Origin of the sequence: Bacillus sp. FJAT-22090, from assembly GCF_007676755.1 — a bacterium.
Lineage (GTDB): Bacteria > Bacillota > Bacilli > Bacillales_A > Planococcaceae > Psychrobacillus.
The window spans coordinates 116,741-135,004 of sequence record NZ_VEBK01000004.1; the positions used below are offsets into that span (position 1 = coordinate 116,741).

23 protein-coding genes and 3 other annotated features are annotated in these 18,264 nt (G+C 35.9%); of the genes, 5 read left to right on the forward strand and 18 right to left on the reverse strand.

Annotated features, from left to right (window positions below; genetic code table 11):
- Entirely contained in the window at positions 1-630 is a 630-nt protein-coding gene (locus tag FS486_RS07600) for a nitroreductase family protein (protein WP_144510737.1), read from the reverse strand.
- A 130-nt stretch (positions 631-760) separates the two neighbouring features.
- Between FS486_RS07600 and FS486_RS07605 the strand changes: the two genes are divergently transcribed.
- A complete protein-coding gene (locus tag FS486_RS07605) occupies positions 761-1,105 on the forward strand; it encodes a winged helix-turn-helix transcriptional regulator (protein WP_144510738.1) in 345 nt (114 codons plus the stop codon).
- A gap of 166 nt (positions 1,106-1,271) precedes the next feature.
- On the opposite strand, the gene FS486_RS07610 is transcribed toward FS486_RS07605, so the two are convergent.
- From FS486_RS07610 to FS486_RS07645, 8 genes are all read right to left on the reverse strand, one after another.
- Complete coding sequence (locus FS486_RS07610; protein WP_144510858.1) at positions 1,272-1,733, reverse strand: NUDIX hydrolase; 462 nt, start codon at positions 1,731-1,733, stop codon at positions 1,272-1,274.
- Between the two features lie 6 nt (positions 1,734-1,739).
- Positions 1,740-2,192, reverse strand: a complete 453-nt coding sequence (locus tag FS486_RS20095; RefSeq protein ID WP_186321388.1) for a hypothetical protein — start codon at positions 2,190-2,192, stop codon at positions 1,740-1,742.
- Positions 2,193-2,428: 236 nt separating this feature from the next.
- On the reverse strand, positions 2,429-3,148 hold the full coding sequence (locus tag FS486_RS07620; RefSeq protein ID WP_144510739.1) for a YebC/PmpR family DNA-binding transcriptional regulator: 720 nt from the start codon (positions 3,146-3,148) through the stop codon (positions 2,429-2,431).
- A gap of 78 nt (positions 3,149-3,226) precedes the next feature.
- Positions 3,227-3,631, reverse strand: a complete 405-nt coding sequence (locus tag FS486_RS07625; RefSeq protein WP_144510859.1) for a DUF1801 domain-containing protein — start codon at positions 3,629-3,631, stop codon at positions 3,227-3,229.
- Between the two features lie 145 nt (positions 3,632-3,776).
- Positions 3,777-4,289 carry a DUF2179 domain-containing protein gene (locus tag FS486_RS07630; RefSeq protein ID WP_144510740.1) on the reverse strand — a complete coding sequence of 171 codons (513 nt, stop codon included), beginning with the start codon at positions 4,287-4,289 and terminating at the stop codon, positions 3,777-3,779.
- A gap of 181 nt (positions 4,290-4,470) precedes the next feature.
- Positions 4,471-4,905, reverse strand: a complete 435-nt coding sequence (locus FS486_RS07635) for a GNAT family N-acetyltransferase (protein ID WP_144510741.1) — start codon at positions 4,903-4,905, stop codon at positions 4,471-4,473.
- 58 nt (positions 4,906-4,963) lie between these two features.
- Positions 4,964-5,617: a metallophosphoesterase family protein gene (locus FS486_RS07640; protein ID WP_144510742.1), complete on the reverse strand. Its 654-nt coding sequence runs from the start codon at positions 5,615-5,617 to the stop codon at positions 4,964-4,966.
- Complete coding sequence (locus FS486_RS07645; RefSeq protein WP_144510743.1) at positions 5,614-7,233, reverse strand: DUF2339 domain-containing protein; 1,620 nt, start codon at positions 7,231-7,233, stop codon at positions 5,614-5,616. The genes FS486_RS07640 and FS486_RS07645 overlap by 4 nt, the downstream gene beginning before the upstream one ends.
- 264 nt (positions 7,234-7,497) lie before the next feature.
- Between FS486_RS07645 and FS486_RS07650 the strand changes: the two genes are divergently transcribed.
- Both FS486_RS07650 and FS486_RS07655 read left to right on the forward strand, forming a co-directional pair.
- Complete coding sequence (locus FS486_RS07650; protein WP_144510744.1) at positions 7,498-7,878, forward strand: NUDIX hydrolase; 381 nt, start codon at positions 7,498-7,500, stop codon at positions 7,876-7,878.
- 84 nt (positions 7,879-7,962) lie between these two features.
- Positions 7,963-8,826: an AraC family transcriptional regulator gene (locus tag FS486_RS07655; protein ID WP_144510745.1), complete on the forward strand. Its 864-nt coding sequence runs from the start codon at positions 7,963-7,965 to the stop codon at positions 8,824-8,826.
- Between the two features lie 52 nt (positions 8,827-8,878).
- Here FS486_RS07655 and FS486_RS07660 read toward each other — a convergent pair whose 3' ends face one another.
- The gene (locus FS486_RS07660) at positions 8,879-9,271 is read right to left on the reverse strand and encodes a VOC family protein (RefSeq protein ID WP_144510746.1); all 393 of its coding nucleotides are present in this window, start codon (positions 9,269-9,271) and stop codon (positions 8,879-8,881) included.
- Between the two features lie 98 nt (positions 9,272-9,369).
- Between FS486_RS07660 and FS486_RS07665 the strand changes: the two genes are divergently transcribed.
- Positions 9,370-9,843, forward strand: coding sequence for a VanZ family protein (locus FS486_RS07665; protein WP_144510747.1), 474 nt, complete (start codon positions 9,370-9,372; stop codon positions 9,841-9,843).
- 20 nt (positions 9,844-9,863) lie between these two features.
- Here the strand turns inward: FS486_RS07665 and FS486_RS07670 are convergent, their stop codons facing one another.
- From FS486_RS07670 to metG, 8 genes are all read right to left on the reverse strand, one after another.
- Positions 9,864-10,985, reverse strand: coding sequence for a DUF2812 domain-containing protein (locus FS486_RS07670; RefSeq protein ID WP_186321389.1), 1,122 nt, complete (start codon positions 10,983-10,985; stop codon positions 9,864-9,866).
- Complete coding sequence (locus FS486_RS07675) at positions 10,978-11,310, reverse strand: PadR family transcriptional regulator (RefSeq protein ID WP_186321390.1); 333 nt, start codon at positions 11,308-11,310, stop codon at positions 10,978-10,980. The genes FS486_RS07670 and FS486_RS07675 overlap by 8 nt, the downstream gene beginning before the upstream one ends.
- Before the next feature lie 152 nt (positions 11,311-11,462).
- The gene (locus FS486_RS07680; RefSeq protein WP_144510750.1) at positions 11,463-11,846 is read right to left on the reverse strand and encodes a spore germination protein GerW family protein; all 384 of its coding nucleotides are present in this window, start codon (positions 11,844-11,846) and stop codon (positions 11,463-11,465) included.
- A gap of 61 nt (positions 11,847-11,907) precedes the next feature.
- Entirely contained in the window at positions 11,908-12,411 is a 504-nt protein-coding gene (locus tag FS486_RS07685) for a GNAT family N-acetyltransferase (RefSeq protein WP_144510751.1), read from the reverse strand.
- Positions 12,412-12,414: 3 nt separating this feature from the next.
- On the reverse strand, positions 12,415-13,212 hold the full coding sequence (locus FS486_RS07690; RefSeq protein ID WP_144510752.1) for a nucleotidyltransferase domain-containing protein: 798 nt from the start codon (positions 13,210-13,212) through the stop codon (positions 12,415-12,417).
- A complete protein-coding gene (locus tag FS486_RS07695; protein ID WP_144510753.1) occupies positions 13,209-13,763 on the reverse strand; it encodes a GNAT family N-acetyltransferase in 555 nt (184 codons plus the stop codon). Before FS486_RS07695 ends, FS486_RS07690 begins: the two co-directional genes overlap by 4 nt.
- A 76-nt stretch (positions 13,764-13,839) precedes the next feature.
- The gene (gene thrS, locus FS486_RS07700) at positions 13,840-15,042 is read right to left on the reverse strand and encodes a threonine--tRNA ligase (protein ID WP_144510754.1); all 1,203 of its coding nucleotides are present in this window, start codon (positions 15,040-15,042) and stop codon (positions 13,840-13,842) included.
- A gap of 56 nt (positions 15,043-15,098) precedes the next feature.
- Positions 15,099-15,323, reverse strand: a binding site (T-box leader).
- Positions 15,324-15,362: 39 nt separating this feature from the next.
- Positions 15,363-15,592, reverse strand: a binding site (T-box leader).
- Positions 15,593-15,670: 78 nt separating this feature from the next.
- The gene (metG, locus tag FS486_RS07705; RefSeq protein WP_144510755.1) at positions 15,671-17,308 is read right to left on the reverse strand and encodes a methionine--tRNA ligase; all 1,638 of its coding nucleotides are present in this window, start codon (positions 17,306-17,308) and stop codon (positions 15,671-15,673) included.
- Positions 17,309-17,354: 46 nt separating this feature from the next.
- Positions 17,355-17,599 (reverse strand) — a binding site (T-box leader).
- A 107-nt stretch (positions 17,600-17,706) separates the two neighbouring features.
- Between metG and FS486_RS07710 the strand changes: the two genes are divergently transcribed.
- A complete protein-coding gene (locus FS486_RS07710; RefSeq protein WP_144510860.1) occupies positions 17,707-18,255 on the forward strand; it encodes a hypothetical protein in 549 nt (182 codons plus the stop codon).
- The last annotated feature ends 9 nt before the right edge of the window (positions 18,256-18,264 follow it).

Genomic DNA, 18,264 nt, shown 5'->3' on the forward strand with positions numbered 1-18,264 from the left:
TTAAATAAATTGAACAATATCTTTTACTGGAAGACGAGATGAACCATATGCCGGGGCAGCAGCCTTACCTAAAGCGATAAGTGCTATTGGAAAAATATGATCAGGTAAATCAAATCTTTCCGCAAATTTCACCTTATCGAAGCCGCCCATCGTTACGGTGTCTAACCCTTTTTCTTTTGCCACTAACATCAATTGCATTGCAATAAGGCCAGCATCAAAAGTAGCAATATTCTTTCTGGCTTCCAGTGGGGCGAACGGATAAGTTCGATTAGTGTTGTTAATCATTATATCCTTAGTAGCTTCGTCCATATAGCCCTCTGCTACATTTTGAGTATAAATTTGTTCAACGTTTTTATACATTTCCGCATTTCCTAACACTGCTATAACAGCTGAAGATGTTTCCACCTGTTCCTGATTATTCGCAATCTCACGAAGCTCTATTTTTGTTTGATCGTCTTGTATGACAAGAAATTTCCATGCTTGTAGATTACTAGAGGAAGGTGCAGTTGTTGCTTCCGTAATAATCTCCTCTATTTCTTTTTGTGAAATTTTAAAATTAGGATCATACACTCTCACTGACTTTCTTGCATGCATGATGGAATATAAATTTGAATCTCTTTCTGTTGGCATAATAATTCCTCCTGTAACTTACTATTAGTAAGTTTAGTAACAAAAAGAATCTTACCATTAGTAAGTTTATGAGTCAATAATAAAAGCTTTTATGATACAATAAAAGAAATTGATCAATGGAGGTTTTTTGATGGCCAAACCAAATGATTTCAATACATGCAGTAGCTATTGCAGTAACTATCATCAAGCAATTGAATTCATAGGTAAACGCTGGATGGGAGTGATTATTTACACATTACTATCCGGTCCAAAACGCTATAACGAAATCCTTACCAATATCTCTGGTATTTCTGACCGTTTACTTACCGAAAGACTAAATGATTTAGTTAATGCTAAACTAGTCACGAAGAAGCTACTTGAATCCTCTACAAAAAAAGTAGAGTATGAACTAACAGCGAGCGGTATTGCTTTCCAGGAAGTGATCGTTTCTTTACAGAAATGGATTGATGTTTGTGAATTTGAGAAGGAATCTTAAAAATATAAATGACAGTCTGCTACTTTATTTTCACAATATACATTGGTTAAATTCCCACTTAATGAAAAAAAGCCTTCGATGAAAGGCTTTTTTATGATATTCTCTATTTTACCAATCTAATATAGCCATTTCTTCTGAATCATGTGTACGATAACGAGCGTGGTAACTAATATTCCATTCTACCTAGTAAATTATAGGGTTCTACTTCCCAAGACTCGTAAGGGACAAAGTTTACCGACCGCATTGCATCTAATGTACGAGATTTCATATGTGGGCGTGTGATATATTGGTCAATATTTTCCTCAGTCAACTGGATAAACTGTGCTTCTTTTATTTCCTCTGGTTGCAGTTTCAACGAACCGCTAATATAGATCGCTTTAAAAACAACAGATAAGATATGTCTTGTTGTATTATAGTAAACACCGGTTATTCCTAAAGGACGTATAACAATTCCCGTCTCTTCTAGTATTTCTCTAACCACTGCCTTATCTAAGGGTTCTCCGATTTCTACCTGGCCACCAGGGGCTTCCCAAGTGTCTAAACGCCAATGTGTTTTAACTAGTAAAGCCTCATCTTTTTCATTTGTGATATAGGCAGAAACGGCAATTATATGTTTCGGATGTTCGATCATTATTCAATTTCTCCTTTTACCATTTAAGTGAATACATAAAAAAACGACAGCGAACAATATGAAAATCCATGCGAATATAGAAGTGAAACTCATACTAAAAACATTGTTCTTTACACCAGCATACTCCCCGTCACGTTTAGCTTTTAAATAGTTTCCAGTATCAACTTCCACAGCTATCGCTTCATCTGTACTAATTTCTTTTATTGAATAATACCTAGTCCCTTTTGGATAAGTATTTGAAAAGTTTCCAGAATACGTCCCCTCCCTATCGGAATACTTCGTCACATGACCAATTTTTTTATCTACGTTATTTACTACTTCATTCGTCATGACATACACATATCCGTCCCATACCACAAATGCATATGCCCATGACGCGAGCGACTTAACTGGAAATAAAATTGAAAAACCGAGCAAAAAAACAATAGCATACGAAATCAAGTGATTAGTTTTCAAGCCATTCACTCCTCTTTAAATAATGGACGTTTTATAGTAAATTCTGTTCCATTTTTCACTAATACTGGATGATAAAAAATATGTTTCCAACTAAATACGTGAAATTTACAAGTTAACGATCAATTAGTACAACTAAATGCCCCCATTTTACAACTAACTAGAAAGCTTCTGCTCAAAATAAAAAAAGGTCACCTGCAAGTAGAAACTCTACTCACAAGGCAACCTTTTCTTCTCTTTTATTCTCCTAAGTCTACGTTATGGTAAACTTGTTGCACATCTTCCAAATCTTCTAATGCATCAATCATTTTTTCAAATTGTGCTTGTGCATCCGCATCTAAAGTGATGTCATTTTGGGCAAGCATTGTTAGCTCTGCTACAGTAAATTCTGTTACGCCAGCTGTTCGTAATGCTTCCTGTACTGCATGGAATTGATCAGGTTCAGCGTAAACGATCACTGAACCGTCCTCTTCTAAAATATCACGAGCGTCTACATCCGCTTCCATTAATAGTTCAAGTACTTCGTCACCAGTTTTTCCTTCCAAGCCGATAACAGCAGTTGCATCGAACATATAGGCAACAGAACCACTCACACCCATGTTTCCACCATTTTTCCCGAACGCTGCACGCACATCAGAAGCAGTACGGTTTACATTATTAGTTAGCGCATCCACGATGACCATGGAACCGCTTGGACCAAAGCCTTCATAGCGAAGTTCATCATAGCTTTCTTCAGATCCACCTTTAGCTTTTTCAATTGCTTTATCAATAATATGCTTTGGTACACTGTATGTTTTAGCACGTTCCAATACTACTTTTAATGCTTGGTTTGAAGTAGGATCAGGCTCACCTTGTCTTGCTGCTACGTATATTTCACGACCAAACTTTGCGTAAATACGACTAGTATTAGCATCTTTGGAAGCTTTCTTTTCTTTAATATTGTTCCATTTACGACCCATAAGTCCCACTCTCTTTCGATTCATTTTCTACTTTTAGTATTATACATTAAATTCTTCTCTTCTAGCAAAAGAAATACATTAACTTCCATATGTTTCTTGTAAAAATGCGATAGACTTTTCAATTAATTCCCTTAGCACCTCAACATCAATATCCGCTACTTTATTAATATATACACATGCTTTTCCAGAAGTATGCTTGCCGAATCTTTCTAGGATGACGTCGCGCTCTGTATCTCCCGTAGCAAAATATAAACTGATCTTTGCTTTACGTGGAGAAAAGCCAACAAGGGGTGCATCACCTTCATGTCCAGTAGCATATTTATAATGATAGGAACCAAAACCGATTATACTCGGTCCCCACATTTTGGCTTCATAACCTGAGGTTTCACTGAAAATCTCTAATAGTTTATATGCGTCCTCTCTCTTTTTAGGACTATCCACATTCTCAATAAATTCAATAACACTACGATCCGTTTCTTTCATCTTTTGCTCGTATTTTGCCAAGTCATTGTCACTCCCATGCAATCCTTTCTTTCTATTTTACAGATACTTTTCCTTTTTTACGAATAAGTATATAACATATTTAAAAAGAACCTTTCCCGATTTCTCGGAAATGGCTCCTCTGTTACTATTTTGATGGTCTTATCAAGAAACCACCATTAAATCTCGTTGGCTCATAAGAGATGATAAAAGCTTTAGGTGACAATGACAATATATAGTCTCTAAGTTTTAATTCGTTTTTCCGTTTTGCCAATACTTTCATACAAAGTCGTTTTCCATCTTTTCCGTCCGCGACCCATGACGTAACACCATAGCCTTTCGAACGAATATGAATAGGTATTTCAATTTCCAATGAGTCTACGATTACGTCAAATACAACATAGCCAAGTGCCAAACGACCTTCAATAATACTTCCGCAATATACTCCAAGTCCCCAACCTACGCAGTATGCAGCGATATTTATCGGGTTATCTAAATTATCTAAAACCATCGTCAATCCCATTAGATATATAAATACTTCCGCCATGGACAAAAATGAAGCTACTACTCTGTAGCCTTTGATCACTAAAATTAGTCTTAATGTAGTTAAAGTCATGTAGGCAACATTAATAATTATAATAAGTAAAATGATAGAACTCATATGTACTTCCACCTTTCTTCCGTGATGCCCTGGCTTCCTTCAAGTTTTGCACTCATTATACATGATATCATTTAAAATACGATTGACTTCCCTTTAACAGTATTCTCCATGCCATTAGTAGAAAAAAACTTACATGTAGATTTAGACATGTAAGTTCCTCTTTATTATTCTTTTATCTTCCCTATAATTCTTTTTCTAAAACAATTTTATGTGTTCCTTTTTCGCTTATAAAAGTTTCTATGACATCAAAACCAAATTTAATATTCAGCAGCAGCATCTCTCGTCTTTTATTTCGAGAAATAGTTCGAACTTTAGTGTACCCCAAAGATTTTAGGAGATTATGTTGCCGGCGCATAAGTTCTAAAGCAATCTTTTTTCCACGAAAATCGGAATGGACACCACCTAACCAACTATAAAATGAATGCTCACTAAATGAATAGCCAATTTTAAAGCCCACAATATGTTCATCTTTCTTTGCCACGAGGATTAGCAAATTCTTTTTCTCTGCCAACTCTTCTATAGTTAGTATTGCACCTTCAAAAACATGTTTATGGAGCTCGAGGATGCCAGTTAATATATCTTTCTTTGGTATTTCATGAAAGTACAAGTATTCCATCTTATCTGCCTCATTCTTTTTATAGTCCATCTAATAATAAATTCATTTGAAAGTACTTCTATAATCCCTTCCTATCTCCTTTATCGGTTTTTACTTTTACCCACTCTAAAATTTCACCGTTTTGCTTTATTTTCATCCCTGTTAAATAATTGCCAAATACCGCTGCTGTATCAATATTCCAGGAATTGCTCTTAGCTTCGTATATCGGTGAATCATGCGGCGTGTGTCCAATAACTTGCAACTTTTGTATATTCTTCAACGGTCCTCGATTCCATAAGATACCAGATACATCCATTTCATTAAACGGATTACTAGATAATCTTGAAATACCCGCATGACTCACAAACACAGTTTCGTTTTCCCAAAAAAGAGGCATTGTATGAAACCAGTTTACGTCGTCCTTTATGTCTCTACCGATTTGTACATATTGATCCAGTGTTTCAATTCCACCTTGCTTTAACCAATTATGATTAGGCGGATGAACAATATGCTCTATTATCTCATATTCATGATTACCCTTTAAGAAGACAGCTTGATACGGGTATTTTCTCTTTAACTGTCGAGCTAGCTTTACTACTTCTGGAGATTTATTTCCACGATCTATTAAATCCCCTAGTTGAATCAGTACCTCCTGCTCTTTATCCCAATGCGTTAACATTTTTAAAAATGTCTCATAGCAGCCATGAACATCACCAATCACAAATAGGTTCAATTAGATTTCTCCCCATCGTCCATTTTTTTATAATAAATGCGGGACACGAACAGCCCGACTATGCCGAGAACGATAAATAATAATGCTTTAATCGGGACAGAGACGAATGGTATATCAAATAATATAATTTTGGCTAGCGTAAAGAACAGAATCCCTACCCCTACATACTTTCCTTGTTGCAAAGAAAAACGGTTATTTAGTAACATCATTAAGATTGCTACTACAATCCAAAAAGAACTAGTGAAAACACGTTCCATATTACTGCCTGCTTCTCCTGAAACTAAAATAGCAATCATGTGGAGAAAGTATAGAAGCAAAACCCCTATATATGGGACCCCAATATTAAATATAAAATGTTTTTTCTGCCAGTTAATCGCTGCAATAAGATAAATACCATAAATTGTGGCAATGATAAACACTATCCAGTGGAACATCTCCCAAGAAAACCAGGTTATAGCGGTATTTAAGAATACATAATTGCACGCAACAAAATAAGTGATACCACAAAGAATCGCATGTAAAATATGATGTAATTTTTTATACACTAGCAAATAGATAATACTTAAACCAATGATTCCTTCAACGAACAAATCATTCATTTGGAGTTGCATTAGGTTCAGCAAGGCAAGCGATCCGTTCGCAATCATAATAGGTACTCGAATCGGATCTTTTCGGTATATATACACACCGGCTCCGTATATAGTGGCAAGAATCATCATTAATAGGGACGCTTCGCTTTCAGTGAAGACCATACGAATCCATATGGCAGTGAGAATCATTACAGAAAAGAGTGTATATGCCTGTTTCGGTATCATCCATTTGGTTTTTAGGAAACTAATTAGTAGCGCTCCATGCTGAATAAATACCGGCAACATAGCAATCCATTTATATTCTTCTGCAACTTGGGTGAAGACAAAGAATGCTAATATAGCAATTTGTAAGAAGATAATAGATATGAAGTATAAAACCTTATAACTATATCGTAACGCAATCCATAAAAACAGTGTGAAAAGCATTGCTTCATAAATAGAAAATAGTGGTATGTTTGGTGAAGTGCTTTTAATCAGAAATGGAACAAATACGCCTCCTACTGTTGCGACAATTCCAATTCCTTGTGATTTGTATTTATACGTTAAAAACATGCCTAAAGCAATCCAAATTACATTTAAAACAAATGATAAAAAGGGACCGGTCATACTATATAGTTGATGCATTGCAAATGTGGTCAACATTAAAATCGGAATTGCTCCACCTAACAGCATATGTCCTAAACTTTTTCGACTTTGCTTCACCTGCCAAATCCCTAGTCCAATCAATGCAAAACCCACCACAAATCCTAGTGAAATTTTTACTCGCTCATTTAAAAGACCGTAATCAGAGACAGCTTTAAACCCCCAAATGACCCCCACAATAAATACGAGAATAAACATAGGTGGTAGTATTTTTTGAAAGATAAGAACATCCCATTCTATCCCTTTTTGCTGAGACGGTTTACTATGAATGACCGGTTGTTGAGGACGAGCAACTGCATTTTTCAATTGTATTTGCTCTTCTAAGTAACGAACACGTTCTTCCAAACGTTCGACTCGATTTTCTAGAACCTCTTTCTCTGACATTTGATCCCTCCATAGCAATGGCTTCTACTCATAGTATTAGACAAATGACGAAAATATCCTTTAAATGCAATGTTAAACTTGAAAGAGCTCCCACTAGATAGCTCTTCCACTCGTTCACCCCATTAGTTTTATGTATTCATCCTCATATAAAAAAATTAGCTTCCTTCGTTACATCTTTCATTACCAGAATTGTTATATAATAAGCATAATATGTTTAAGAATGTTCTGTCTAGTAAAGCAACATGAATTGGAAGGTGAATACAGATGAGAAACCGAGGGGCAATTGTCATTATCGAAAATGGTCGAGTAGCATTAATTAAAAGAAAAAAACCGAATACCACTTATTACGTATTTCCAGGTGGTGGGATAGAGGCCGGTGAAACACCTGAGCAAGCAGCCATTCGGGAAGCATATGAGGAACTGGGAGTGCATGTACGTATTCAACGCCTACTCAAAGTATTAGATTTCAATGGTAAACAATATTTTTTCCTTGCTGATATTATAGGGGGCAAATTCGGTACAGGCACAGGTGAAGAATATACACATACATCCATTGAACGGGGAACGTATGAACCGATATGGATTGATATTGATGACCTCCCTTCTTTAGAAGTTCGTCCTAAAGAAATAGCACATATACTATAGCTTCATGAAACTGTCCAAAGTGAGCATAAAATGACAGGATTACTTTTCAATTGTTATTTATGATATATACAAGGAGTGAGGGACATGGGCTGGGTAGAGTCGATTCAGAAGGCAATCCATTATATCGAAGAACATTTGCTTGATGAGTTGGACATGGAGCAAATTGCAAGAGAAGCAAGTTCTTCTGTATTTCATTTTCAACGAACATTTTCAATTTTAACGGATATGTCCATTGCAGATTATATTCGCCGTAGAAGATTAACATTAGCAGCACAGGAATTAATAAATACTGATATTAAAATTATCGATCTCTCCTATAAATATGGCTATGACACTCCCGAAGCATTCGCAAAGGCCTTTCGTAAGCAGCATGGGGTAACGCCAACTGATGCACGAAAGAAATTAGGAATTCTACAATCATACAATCGCCTGGTAATTCAGGTAAGCTTGAAGGGAGCAGAACCGATGAAGTACAAAATTGTGGAAAAAGATAGTTTTCAAGTAGTAGGCGTGAAGCGAACATATTCTTGTGTAAATGGAGAAAACACGCAGAAAATCCCTGGCTTTTGGGACGAGGTAAACGCAGACGGCACAGATGATTTGTTATTTAGCTTGAACAATGGGGAGATTAAAGGTGTATTAGGTGTGTGCGTAGCAGATGACGCATTTAAGGAGAATAGCTTAATAGACTATTGGATTGCTACAGAGCATGTAGGAGATGTACCTGAAAACTTACTAGCAATGGAAATACCCGCATCTAAATGGGTAGTATTTGAAGTCCATGGTCCAATGCCACACGCCATGCAAAATACTTGGAAGCAAATTTTTTCTGAATGGTTTCCTTCCAATTCTTATGTTCAGGCAGGTACACCTGAACTAGAGGTTTACTCAAACGAAGATCCCTCTAGTCCTGACTTATATTCTGAAATTTGGATTCCTATTAAATAAGAAGAGAAGCCATAAAAGACATTCATCTTTTATGGCTTCTTTTGTATATACATTATTGTAGGTTTAGCTGCCATGAAACCCCAAACTTGTCCTGTACCCAACCAAACTTTTTGCTAAATCCATAATTATTTATTGGCATTAAGGCTTGCCCGTCTACCAAAAGAGCCGCATAGGATTGATCTAGTTCTTCTTCCGAGTCGCATTCAACAAATAACGAAATAGATGGTGTAAAAGTGAATGCATGTTGAATAGTGCTGTCCATACATAAAAATTCCTGCCCGTTAATAACGAATGCCGCTTGAGAAACTTCACCTTCTTTACCAGGCTCTCCTTCGCCAAAGCGAGCTAGTCGAGTAATCTCTGAATCCTTGAAGATGGAAGTATAAAAATTGATTGCTTCTTCTGCTTTCCCTTCGAACATTAAGAATGGTGTAAGTGTAGACATCTTGTCTTGACCTCCAGTTTTTATTATATTCTAACATAAGACCATAGATTCATCCTTTTAGCAATGAAAACTCCCTGTTTTTGTGTTACTGTTTTACTATGAAAAAGATAATTCCTCTTCTAATTGTACTTATTATTGTGTTTATATCTTCTGGCCAAACAGCCGAACAGCAATCTCTTATTCCAACACTTGAAAAGTGGTTGCCTAATCAGCCATTGGAATCTTTCTTGTCTATTTTTCAAATTCCTTATTGGGGCATTCTCGTTTCGATTGATGAACGTGGTTATTATGCATTCGTCGAGTTTTTGATCCGAAAAGGGACTCATTTCTTTTATTTTGGAATAATTGCACTTGCTATTTATACTGCTTTGCCTAAATTTAAATTTCGTATATTAGCTGCCGCTATATTGACGATGCTTTTTGCTATTGCGGATGAATTCCATCAGTCATTAACAAGTGGGCGCACTGCTTCTACACAAGATGTGATGCTCGATACATTCGGTGCAATCTGTTCACTACTTTTACTAACATGTATTCAAATGATGAAAAAAAGAAAATCCGCCAAGATATAACCTAGCGGATTTTCTTTATATTAAGCCTTTCGCATACGCATAGCATACCGGAAAGATCGAAAAATAAGTAGTGCAGGAATAAGCGAACAAATAAATAAGAATCCTAATAGGATTTGGTCAAAAGTATTTCTTTCCTGCATATGATAGTTCGAAAGATTAGTCCACCAAACAAAAGACAAAATCACTAATAGATAACCGACATAACTAGCATTCACTAACATTACTTTTCGAACTTGTCCCTTTTTCTCTGTCGCGTCGTACGTAAACTGCGGTATTTCTTCACCGAGTTCATATTCTTTTTGCCATATAGAGTATTTCGCAAACCAAGATGAGGAGGTAAATGTTAAACTCCACCCGGCACTTTTATGGACTTCGTAATAATTTGGAGAAGCTTTCAATTGAAAATCGTACACATACGAGACAAGCTTAGGAGTGCTTTTCTCAAAAATAAATTTCGGACCCATTTTACTAACACGGACAAGATGATTTCCTTGCATCGCCATGTCAGAAAGCCAGTTTTCCAATAAATCTGGTGCATACATCCAACCAAAATTCCACTTTGCAAAAGTATTTCCAATAGATGATATCGTATCAACAGATGCACTAAAATATCTCTGATCGAACGCCCGTAATTTTTGTGTCATACGTATTGTAAGAAAAATAACAACAATTACTTGTAGAAAATAAAGGATTGTAATAGACCATAACGGACTTGGTACAAATCTTGATTCTTCAGGTGAGAGAAAAAGTGAAAGCATCGCCGCTATAAATGATGTCAATTGAATTCCATATATTAAAGCAATACATGATAACACGAAGGAATGTATCCTATTCCTTTTTAAAACAGACTCTCTGGATGGATATGTATGAATCATTCCATTATTATTTCTAACAAATTTCCACTTGCCTTGTGACACTGCATTTTCCCACCCAGCGTCTATAAGCCTTCGCGGTAATTCACTTTTTGATGTACTATATATTATTTGATACTCCTCTTCCATCCGTTCCGCTTCTTCGAATAAAAACGTACGTGAAAGCAAATGAACATCGACTAGCTTTTTTCCTTCTAATGCATACGATGAAAGCCAACGTTCCGTCTTTTCCATATCATAACTCCAAAAAGGCCTCCACTTTTTAATCATTGAATTCCTCCTCATGTCTTAAGGCATTTTTGTGCAACTCTTTCAACCTGCTAATTTCTTTTTTCATTAATTCCTTTCCAATAGAAGAAATTTCGTAAATTGTTTTTCTTTTTTCATCTGCATAAACTGTAACAATCTCATCTCGTTGCATTTTCTTTAATGTCCCATAAATTGTTCCGGACCCAAGAATAATTCGCCCTTCCGTTAACTCTTCCACATGCTTGATAATCCCATAGCCATGACGTGGTATAGTAAGTGACAATAATATGTAAAAAGCTGTTTCTGTCATTGGAATATAGGATTTAATAATTTTATCTATTTTCAACTGGATCACATCCACTCTAATTTTCCACTATGTCGCACCTCGACTATATCACAACGTGACATATCGAGTCAATTCAATCTTTATCATCCGACTTAGATTTATAGCACAAAAAATCCACCAAGTTAAAGTCTTAGTGGATTTTCTATCTGTTATTATTTTATTTTACGTGGCCTCTTCAATAAAAAGCCCAGCCCAAGTATAACAACACTGATTATCGTCAACAGAAAATGTATATTTATTATCGGTTTAAACGTAACTTTCTCAGGTGTGATTTCGAAAACTCCTACTGGTTTAACAGAAAAATGACCGCCTCCCCCTTCACCTTGAGAAGCTGATTCTGTTTCACTTGTTTCTGCAAATCCGCCTCCGCCACCAACATAATAGTTCACTTTGGCAACTGGAAGCACTTGTTTACCAACAAGTTCGATCGGATCTCCATAAACCAGTGAAGCATCCTTCGTACGAGAAAACTTTTCGAATATAGATCTAATTGGTGAACGGTAAATTTCAGTTTCACTTATCTGTTTTGTTTCCATAATTATCTACCTCCTTGTATGATTGATAACTACTTCGACACTTTTCAAGCAAACCCTTCCATTATAGAGTGAGTACCATATGATCTTCATCGTAATATGTATTTTCCACTTTTAATGCTTTTTCTTCTACACCAAATACTTTAAAGCCTAATTGTGTATATAGATTCTTTGCTTTTTCATTAGTGGAGACAACAGATAAGTTCACTTTTTCTATTTCTTCAATCTCTCTCGCTTTATTAATCGCTGCAAGTAGCAAACCTTTACCTGTTCCCAATCCGCGTGCCTCTGGACTCACATACATAGCAAAAATATTTGCTCTGTGCTTCATTTTAAGAAAACTTTCTTGGGATAAGGTAACCATACCTATAAGCCTATTTTGATCGAATGCCCCATATGTGTAGTTTCCTTCTGTTCTCAGATTATTTTCCACTTGTCCTATTGGATTTGTCCTTTGCATCGCTTCTTCAAAGCTTGTAGCAAAACTTTCGGGACTTTGTTGCAAAGCTTCTAGCCTTAATTCCCAGTAGGCACTAGCATCTGCTGGTGTTAGTAATCTTATCTCCATAGCCTACTCCTCCAAGAAATATTTTTTATTACATAATTCATGTGTGTATAATATGAAATCTCTACAATCTTTAGCTCTTTTTATTTTGCTTTTATATAATGATTTCTTATTGTCTTTATTTCGAATACGAGAGCCTTCCTGTAAAAGAAGATGCCATCTTTCAGGTAACAAGTCTTTACATATATCAAGTGCCTGATCTTTTGATACAATCTCCCTTCTCTCAAGGGAGCAAATAATTCTACTAATTGTACATATTGTAAATTCAACCATGCTATCAAAGAAAAAGGGATTCCTCTTTTGAGACTTACTAAACCAATATTGATTGATATTGTATTTCAGCGTCTCCAAAACGTCTTCCCATTTAGTAGGAATAGGTAGTTCTACAATGGGTGCACCTTGTAACGTAATTCCATATTGTTTTAATACCCACCAGGTTATATGATTCACGTCCCAATGTCCGATACTTACTTTTCCTTCTGTGCAAAATGGATAAGGAGGCAGTTCTTCATTTGTTTTCCCTACTAAATTAGCTTGAATATATACTCCGTCCATTCGTCTCCCGAATTCATGATTATTCAGTTGTGAATGGATTACTTTAATCGCATCTATTTCTTCTTCATTAACGGAACGTTTCAATAAAACAATGAAATCAATATCACTATTCTCTTCTTTAAAAGCACCTAAAGAAATAGAGCCATATAGATAAACACCCTCAATTAAATCTTTCGGCAAATGCTTGTTTAGTAATTCAATATATATGTTCATAAATTCTTCTACACTTTTAGAAAGACGGGCATTCATTTTATGTACTCCTCTTTTAAAATAGAACAAATGGCTGCATCACAAAAACGTCCTTTTTCAAATGAAGATTTTCGTAAAGTTCCTTCATACGTAAATCCACTTTTTTCTAGCGTTCTTTTTGATGCTTCATTTGCTGGGTCATAAAGCGCTTCAATACGATATAGTCCCATTTGGTGAAATCCATATCGTAATACTTCCTGTAGAACCTCCGTCATAACCCCTTTTTGCCAATACGCTGGGGTCACTTCAAATCCTACCTCTGCCTTAAAATGTTCCTTTTCCCAATTGTGAAACCCGCAGCTACCAATTAGTTTGTTATCCTCTTTCGTTGCAATTCCCCAACGAATTCCTTCATTGTTTACAAATCTTGTTTGCCAGTTTTCTATTAATCGAATCGCTTCATTTACTTCCACAAATGTATCCAAGTCATAATACTTCGTCACTTCATCTTTTGAAAAATAATGAAATATTTCCTCCGCATCGCTCATTTCTATCGCACGTAATAGATAGCGATCTGTTTCTATTTCGGGAAAATTCTTTAACCTATTCATAAAATCCCTCCTACAAGGTTCTATTCGTCAAGAATAATGAAAAACCCTTTGTAGGAGGACTAAAGCTTGTTATCCGTTATATTCTTTTTTCACTTTTTAAGTGTTCTACAAATTCACTAATATTCATTTCACCAATAACTCCAACTTTATGCTTCCTCACGGAAAGTTTACCTTGCTCCATTTCTTGATCTCCTACAATGAGCATATACGGGTGTTTTTGCAAAGCAGCCTCTCGGATTTTCAAACCAATTTTCTCCACACGATCATCGATTTCCACACGATAGCCTTCCCGTTGAAGTTGCAGCTTTACTTCCTCTGCATATGAAACATGTGCATCTGCAATTGGTAAAATTTCTACTTGTACAGGGGCTAACCAAAGGGGGAAGCTTCCTTGGAAATGCTCCAATAAAATAGCCATAAAGCGCTCAATAGATCCATATATAGCTCGATGAATCATAATTGGTTGGCTAGGTTGATTGTCTTCGTCAATATACCGACAGCTAAACTTCTCTGGCATTTGGAAATCGAGTTGAACTGTTCCACATTGCCAGCTGCGCCCTAGGGAATCTAAAATATGAAAATCGATCTTCGGTCCATAGAAAGCTCCATCTCCTTCATTTACTTGATAGTCCACTTGTTTTTTCTTAAGCACTGATTCTAGAGCTTGCTCTGCTTTGTCCCATACTTCAACTGCTCCCATAAAATCTTCTGGTCGAGTTGAAAGTTCTATTTTATAACTAAATCCAAACTCCGAATAAAATTCATCTACTAAATCGAGCACTTTATCAATTTCACTTTCTATTTGATCCTCGCGCACAAAAAGATGTGCATCATCTTGTGTAAATGCTCGAACCCTTAAAAGTCCATTCAGTGAACCAGATAACTCATGACGGTGCACTAATCCCAACTCACCATAACGAATTGGTAATTCTCTATAACTTCTTCTCTTGCTATTAAAAATAAGGACTGCGCCAGGACAATTCATCGGTTTAATAGCATATTTTTGTTCATCCACATTTGAAAAGTACATATTTTCATGGTAATGATCCCAGTGTCCTGATTGCTCCCATAGTTCTTGTTTCATCATAATAGGAGTTTTAATCTCCTGATAACCCGCTTTTTGATGCTTCTCTCTCCAAAGATTTTCAAGTTCGTTTCTTAATACCATGCCCTTAGGCAAATAAAATGGCATTCCCGGTGCTTCCTCACTAGACATAAATAATTCCAACTGCTGACCTAATTTTTGATGACTAATTCTTTCTTCTGCTTTTACTGACATGTTTAATTCCTCCTGTTAGTTAATTTAAAATACAAAAAGACCACACCCATCCCTGGTAAAGGGACGAGTGTGGTCGTGGTTCCACCCTAATTTTTGCAACACAAAGCATTGCTCTCATAAGAAGTTAACGGTTCTCCCGATTATGGATAATTGCAAGTTTCGCTTTCCCCATAATAGCTCCAAGGTGGTAAATCAGCTTTTTTTCTTCAGGGCTCTCAGCCAATGACCCTGTTCTCTGATAAGAAAATAAAGATAATTCATGTCCTTTTCTGTGCTTACACTATTGAATTTTGAATATAAAAAAACCACACCCATCCCGGTAAAGGGACGAGTGTGGTCGTGGTTCCACCCTAATTTTGCAACACAAAGAATTGTATTGCGCTCATAATAAGATAACGGTTTTCCCGATTATGGATAATCGCAAGTTTCGCTTTCCCCATAATAGCTCCAAGGTGGTAAATCATTCTTTTTCCTTCGGGGCTCTCAGCCAATGACCCCGTTCTCTAACAAGAAAATATCGAATGAATCATGTCCTTTTCTGTGCTTGTTTATAACTTTTAAAATATTTTTATCAGTATATGCAAGAAATATGAAATAGTCAACATCCAAATTCTATACTTTTTAAATTTTAACTAATAATTTGTCTTTTCAAATAATCTAGCTCTTCACCAATTTGCTTAGTGTCTATCCGTTCGAATAAAGGTACGACAGGTTTCAATGAATAACTTGTTTGTTGAATTATTTCCCATTTATAGTCACCAAGGTTCAGCATTTCTTTTACCGCTGCACTCGAGAATGGAAGAAAAGGAGCTAGTAATTGAGCTATATTTGCAACGATAAATACACAAGTCAATAATGTATTATCACAAGAATCATGATCCTCATTAATTTGTTTCCAAGGTTGCTCCGCATCAAAGTATCTATTTGCAGAACGTATAAATTCAAAGCTAGCATCTATTGCTTGTTTAAAATGTCCAGATTCGATTAATGAGCCGATTTCTTTATACAACTCTTCTACCTTTTTTTGTATATCCAAATTTATTGTTCCACTTGTAATAGTGTTACCATATGACTTTTCGATAAATTTTAATGTCCTATTAACAAAGTTTCCATATGCACCAAGTAACTCAGAATTGTGACTTAAAATAAACTCTCTCCAAGAAAAATCTGTATCCCTGTTTTCCGGTGCATTCGTTGTTAAAAAGTATCTAATCGAGTCTGGATGATACTTTTCCAAAATATAAGGCACCCATACCGCCCAATTTTTACTTGTAGAAATTTTCTTTTTCTCTAATGTCAAGTATTCATTGGAAATGATATTTGTTGGTAATGACGTACTATTAATCCCCAATAAAATTGCCGGCCAAATAATCGAATGGAATGGAATATTGTCTTTTCCATGTACATAATAGGAAGTTGTATTTTCTTTCCAAAACTCGTCATCATTCGTCTGCTGAAGAAATGCCCATTCCTTGCTTGCGGAATAATAACCAGAAACCGCTTCAATCCATACATAAATCTTTTTGCCTTCATATCCTTTCACTGGCACACTAACACCATTAGGCAGATCTCTAGATACCCCTCGATCATGAAGTCCTTCACGAAGATATCTTTGTGATAGGTTCAATGCATTTTCTCTCCAGTTACTTTCAGCTTTTGCGTTATATACATAAGACTCTATTTTCTTTTGAAACTTGCTTAGTTCAAAATAAAAATGCTCTGTTTTTTTTACTATTGGTTTATTCCCACAAATTTTACATAGAGGTTCTATTAAATCTAAAGGATCTAATATAGTGGAACAATTATCGCATTGATCCCCTCTTGAAGGATGAAAGCAATTAGGACAAATACCCTCCACATATCGGTCAGGAAGAAATTGTTGATCGTACTCACAGTACGTTTGATCGATTTCTTTTTTATAAATGTGACCATTATCTAGTAACTTTAAAAATATTTTTTGTACAACCTCGTGATGAAATTTCCCATCTGTTCTCGTATATAAATCATAGGTAAATCCTAGTTGAGAAAAGCACTCTAAAAATTCTTCATGATAGCGATTCGCCACTTCTCCTATCGAAATTCCTTCTTGCTTTGCTTTTATTGATATTGGCGTTCCATTACAATCGCTCCCAGAGACATATAATACTTTTTCTCCTTTTAGGCGATAATACCTCGCCAATATATCACCTGGTAATAAAGCTGCAATATGTCCTAAATGCAGAGATCCGTTCGCATATGGCCATGCTCCTCCAATAAAAATACTCATGTAAAATTCCTCCTTTTCTAATAAAAAAACAAAAAACCCCGTCCTATAAAAGGACGAGGTTAAACTCGTGGTACCACCTAATTTTATAAACAACTTTTGTTAGTGAGTATCAAATATAATACCCCAGCTTTTATAACAAGTGCTGACTCTTGTCGTAGCCTACTAGTATTCAGACGTTCGGTACGAAGCTCCGAGACCATTTTCAAATAAGTGTTTTTTTACTTCTTTTCAGCAACCGAAGCTCTCTTTAAAAAAACATCATTATTTTACTTTTCTCTTCATAGCTTATAAAGGTATTTGATTTATAAGAATATACCAAAAACATATAAGTAAGTAAAGCATAATAGTATGGTTTACTTTATAATTAAAATAGTACTTTACAAAGAAGAGGTGTCATGTTGAATTTAGTTGCTTGGACGATACTTGCATGTGAAATTGGGTTTTGGATCGTTATTTTACTAGGTTTGCTCACTAGATATGTACTTAAAAAAGAACGACTTGGATTATTCTTCCTCGCCTTGACCCCTGTTATTGATCTAATTCTTTTAGCGGTTACTTCGATTGATTTATACAACGGGGCAACTGCAACTGGGGCACATGCTCTTGCTGCAGTTTATCTTGGAGCTTCTATTGCCTTTGGTAAAAGTATGATTCAATGGGCGGATCAAAAATTCCTATATTATGTTCAAAAACAAGGTACAAAACCAGTTCGGAAAACAGGAATGGACTATGCAAAACACTCCTTAAAGGGAAGCTTTCAACATTTACTTGCTTTCATCATAGGAGGAGGTTTACTTGTACTTCTAATTTACTTCATCGACGATTCTTCTAGAACAGAGGTTTTATCGGGAACCTTACAACTTTGGGGGCTTATCCTTGGAATTGACTTCGTCATTTCGATTACCTACTTTATTTGGCCTCGTGCAGCAAAACCAAATAACTATTAAGTAAAAGGC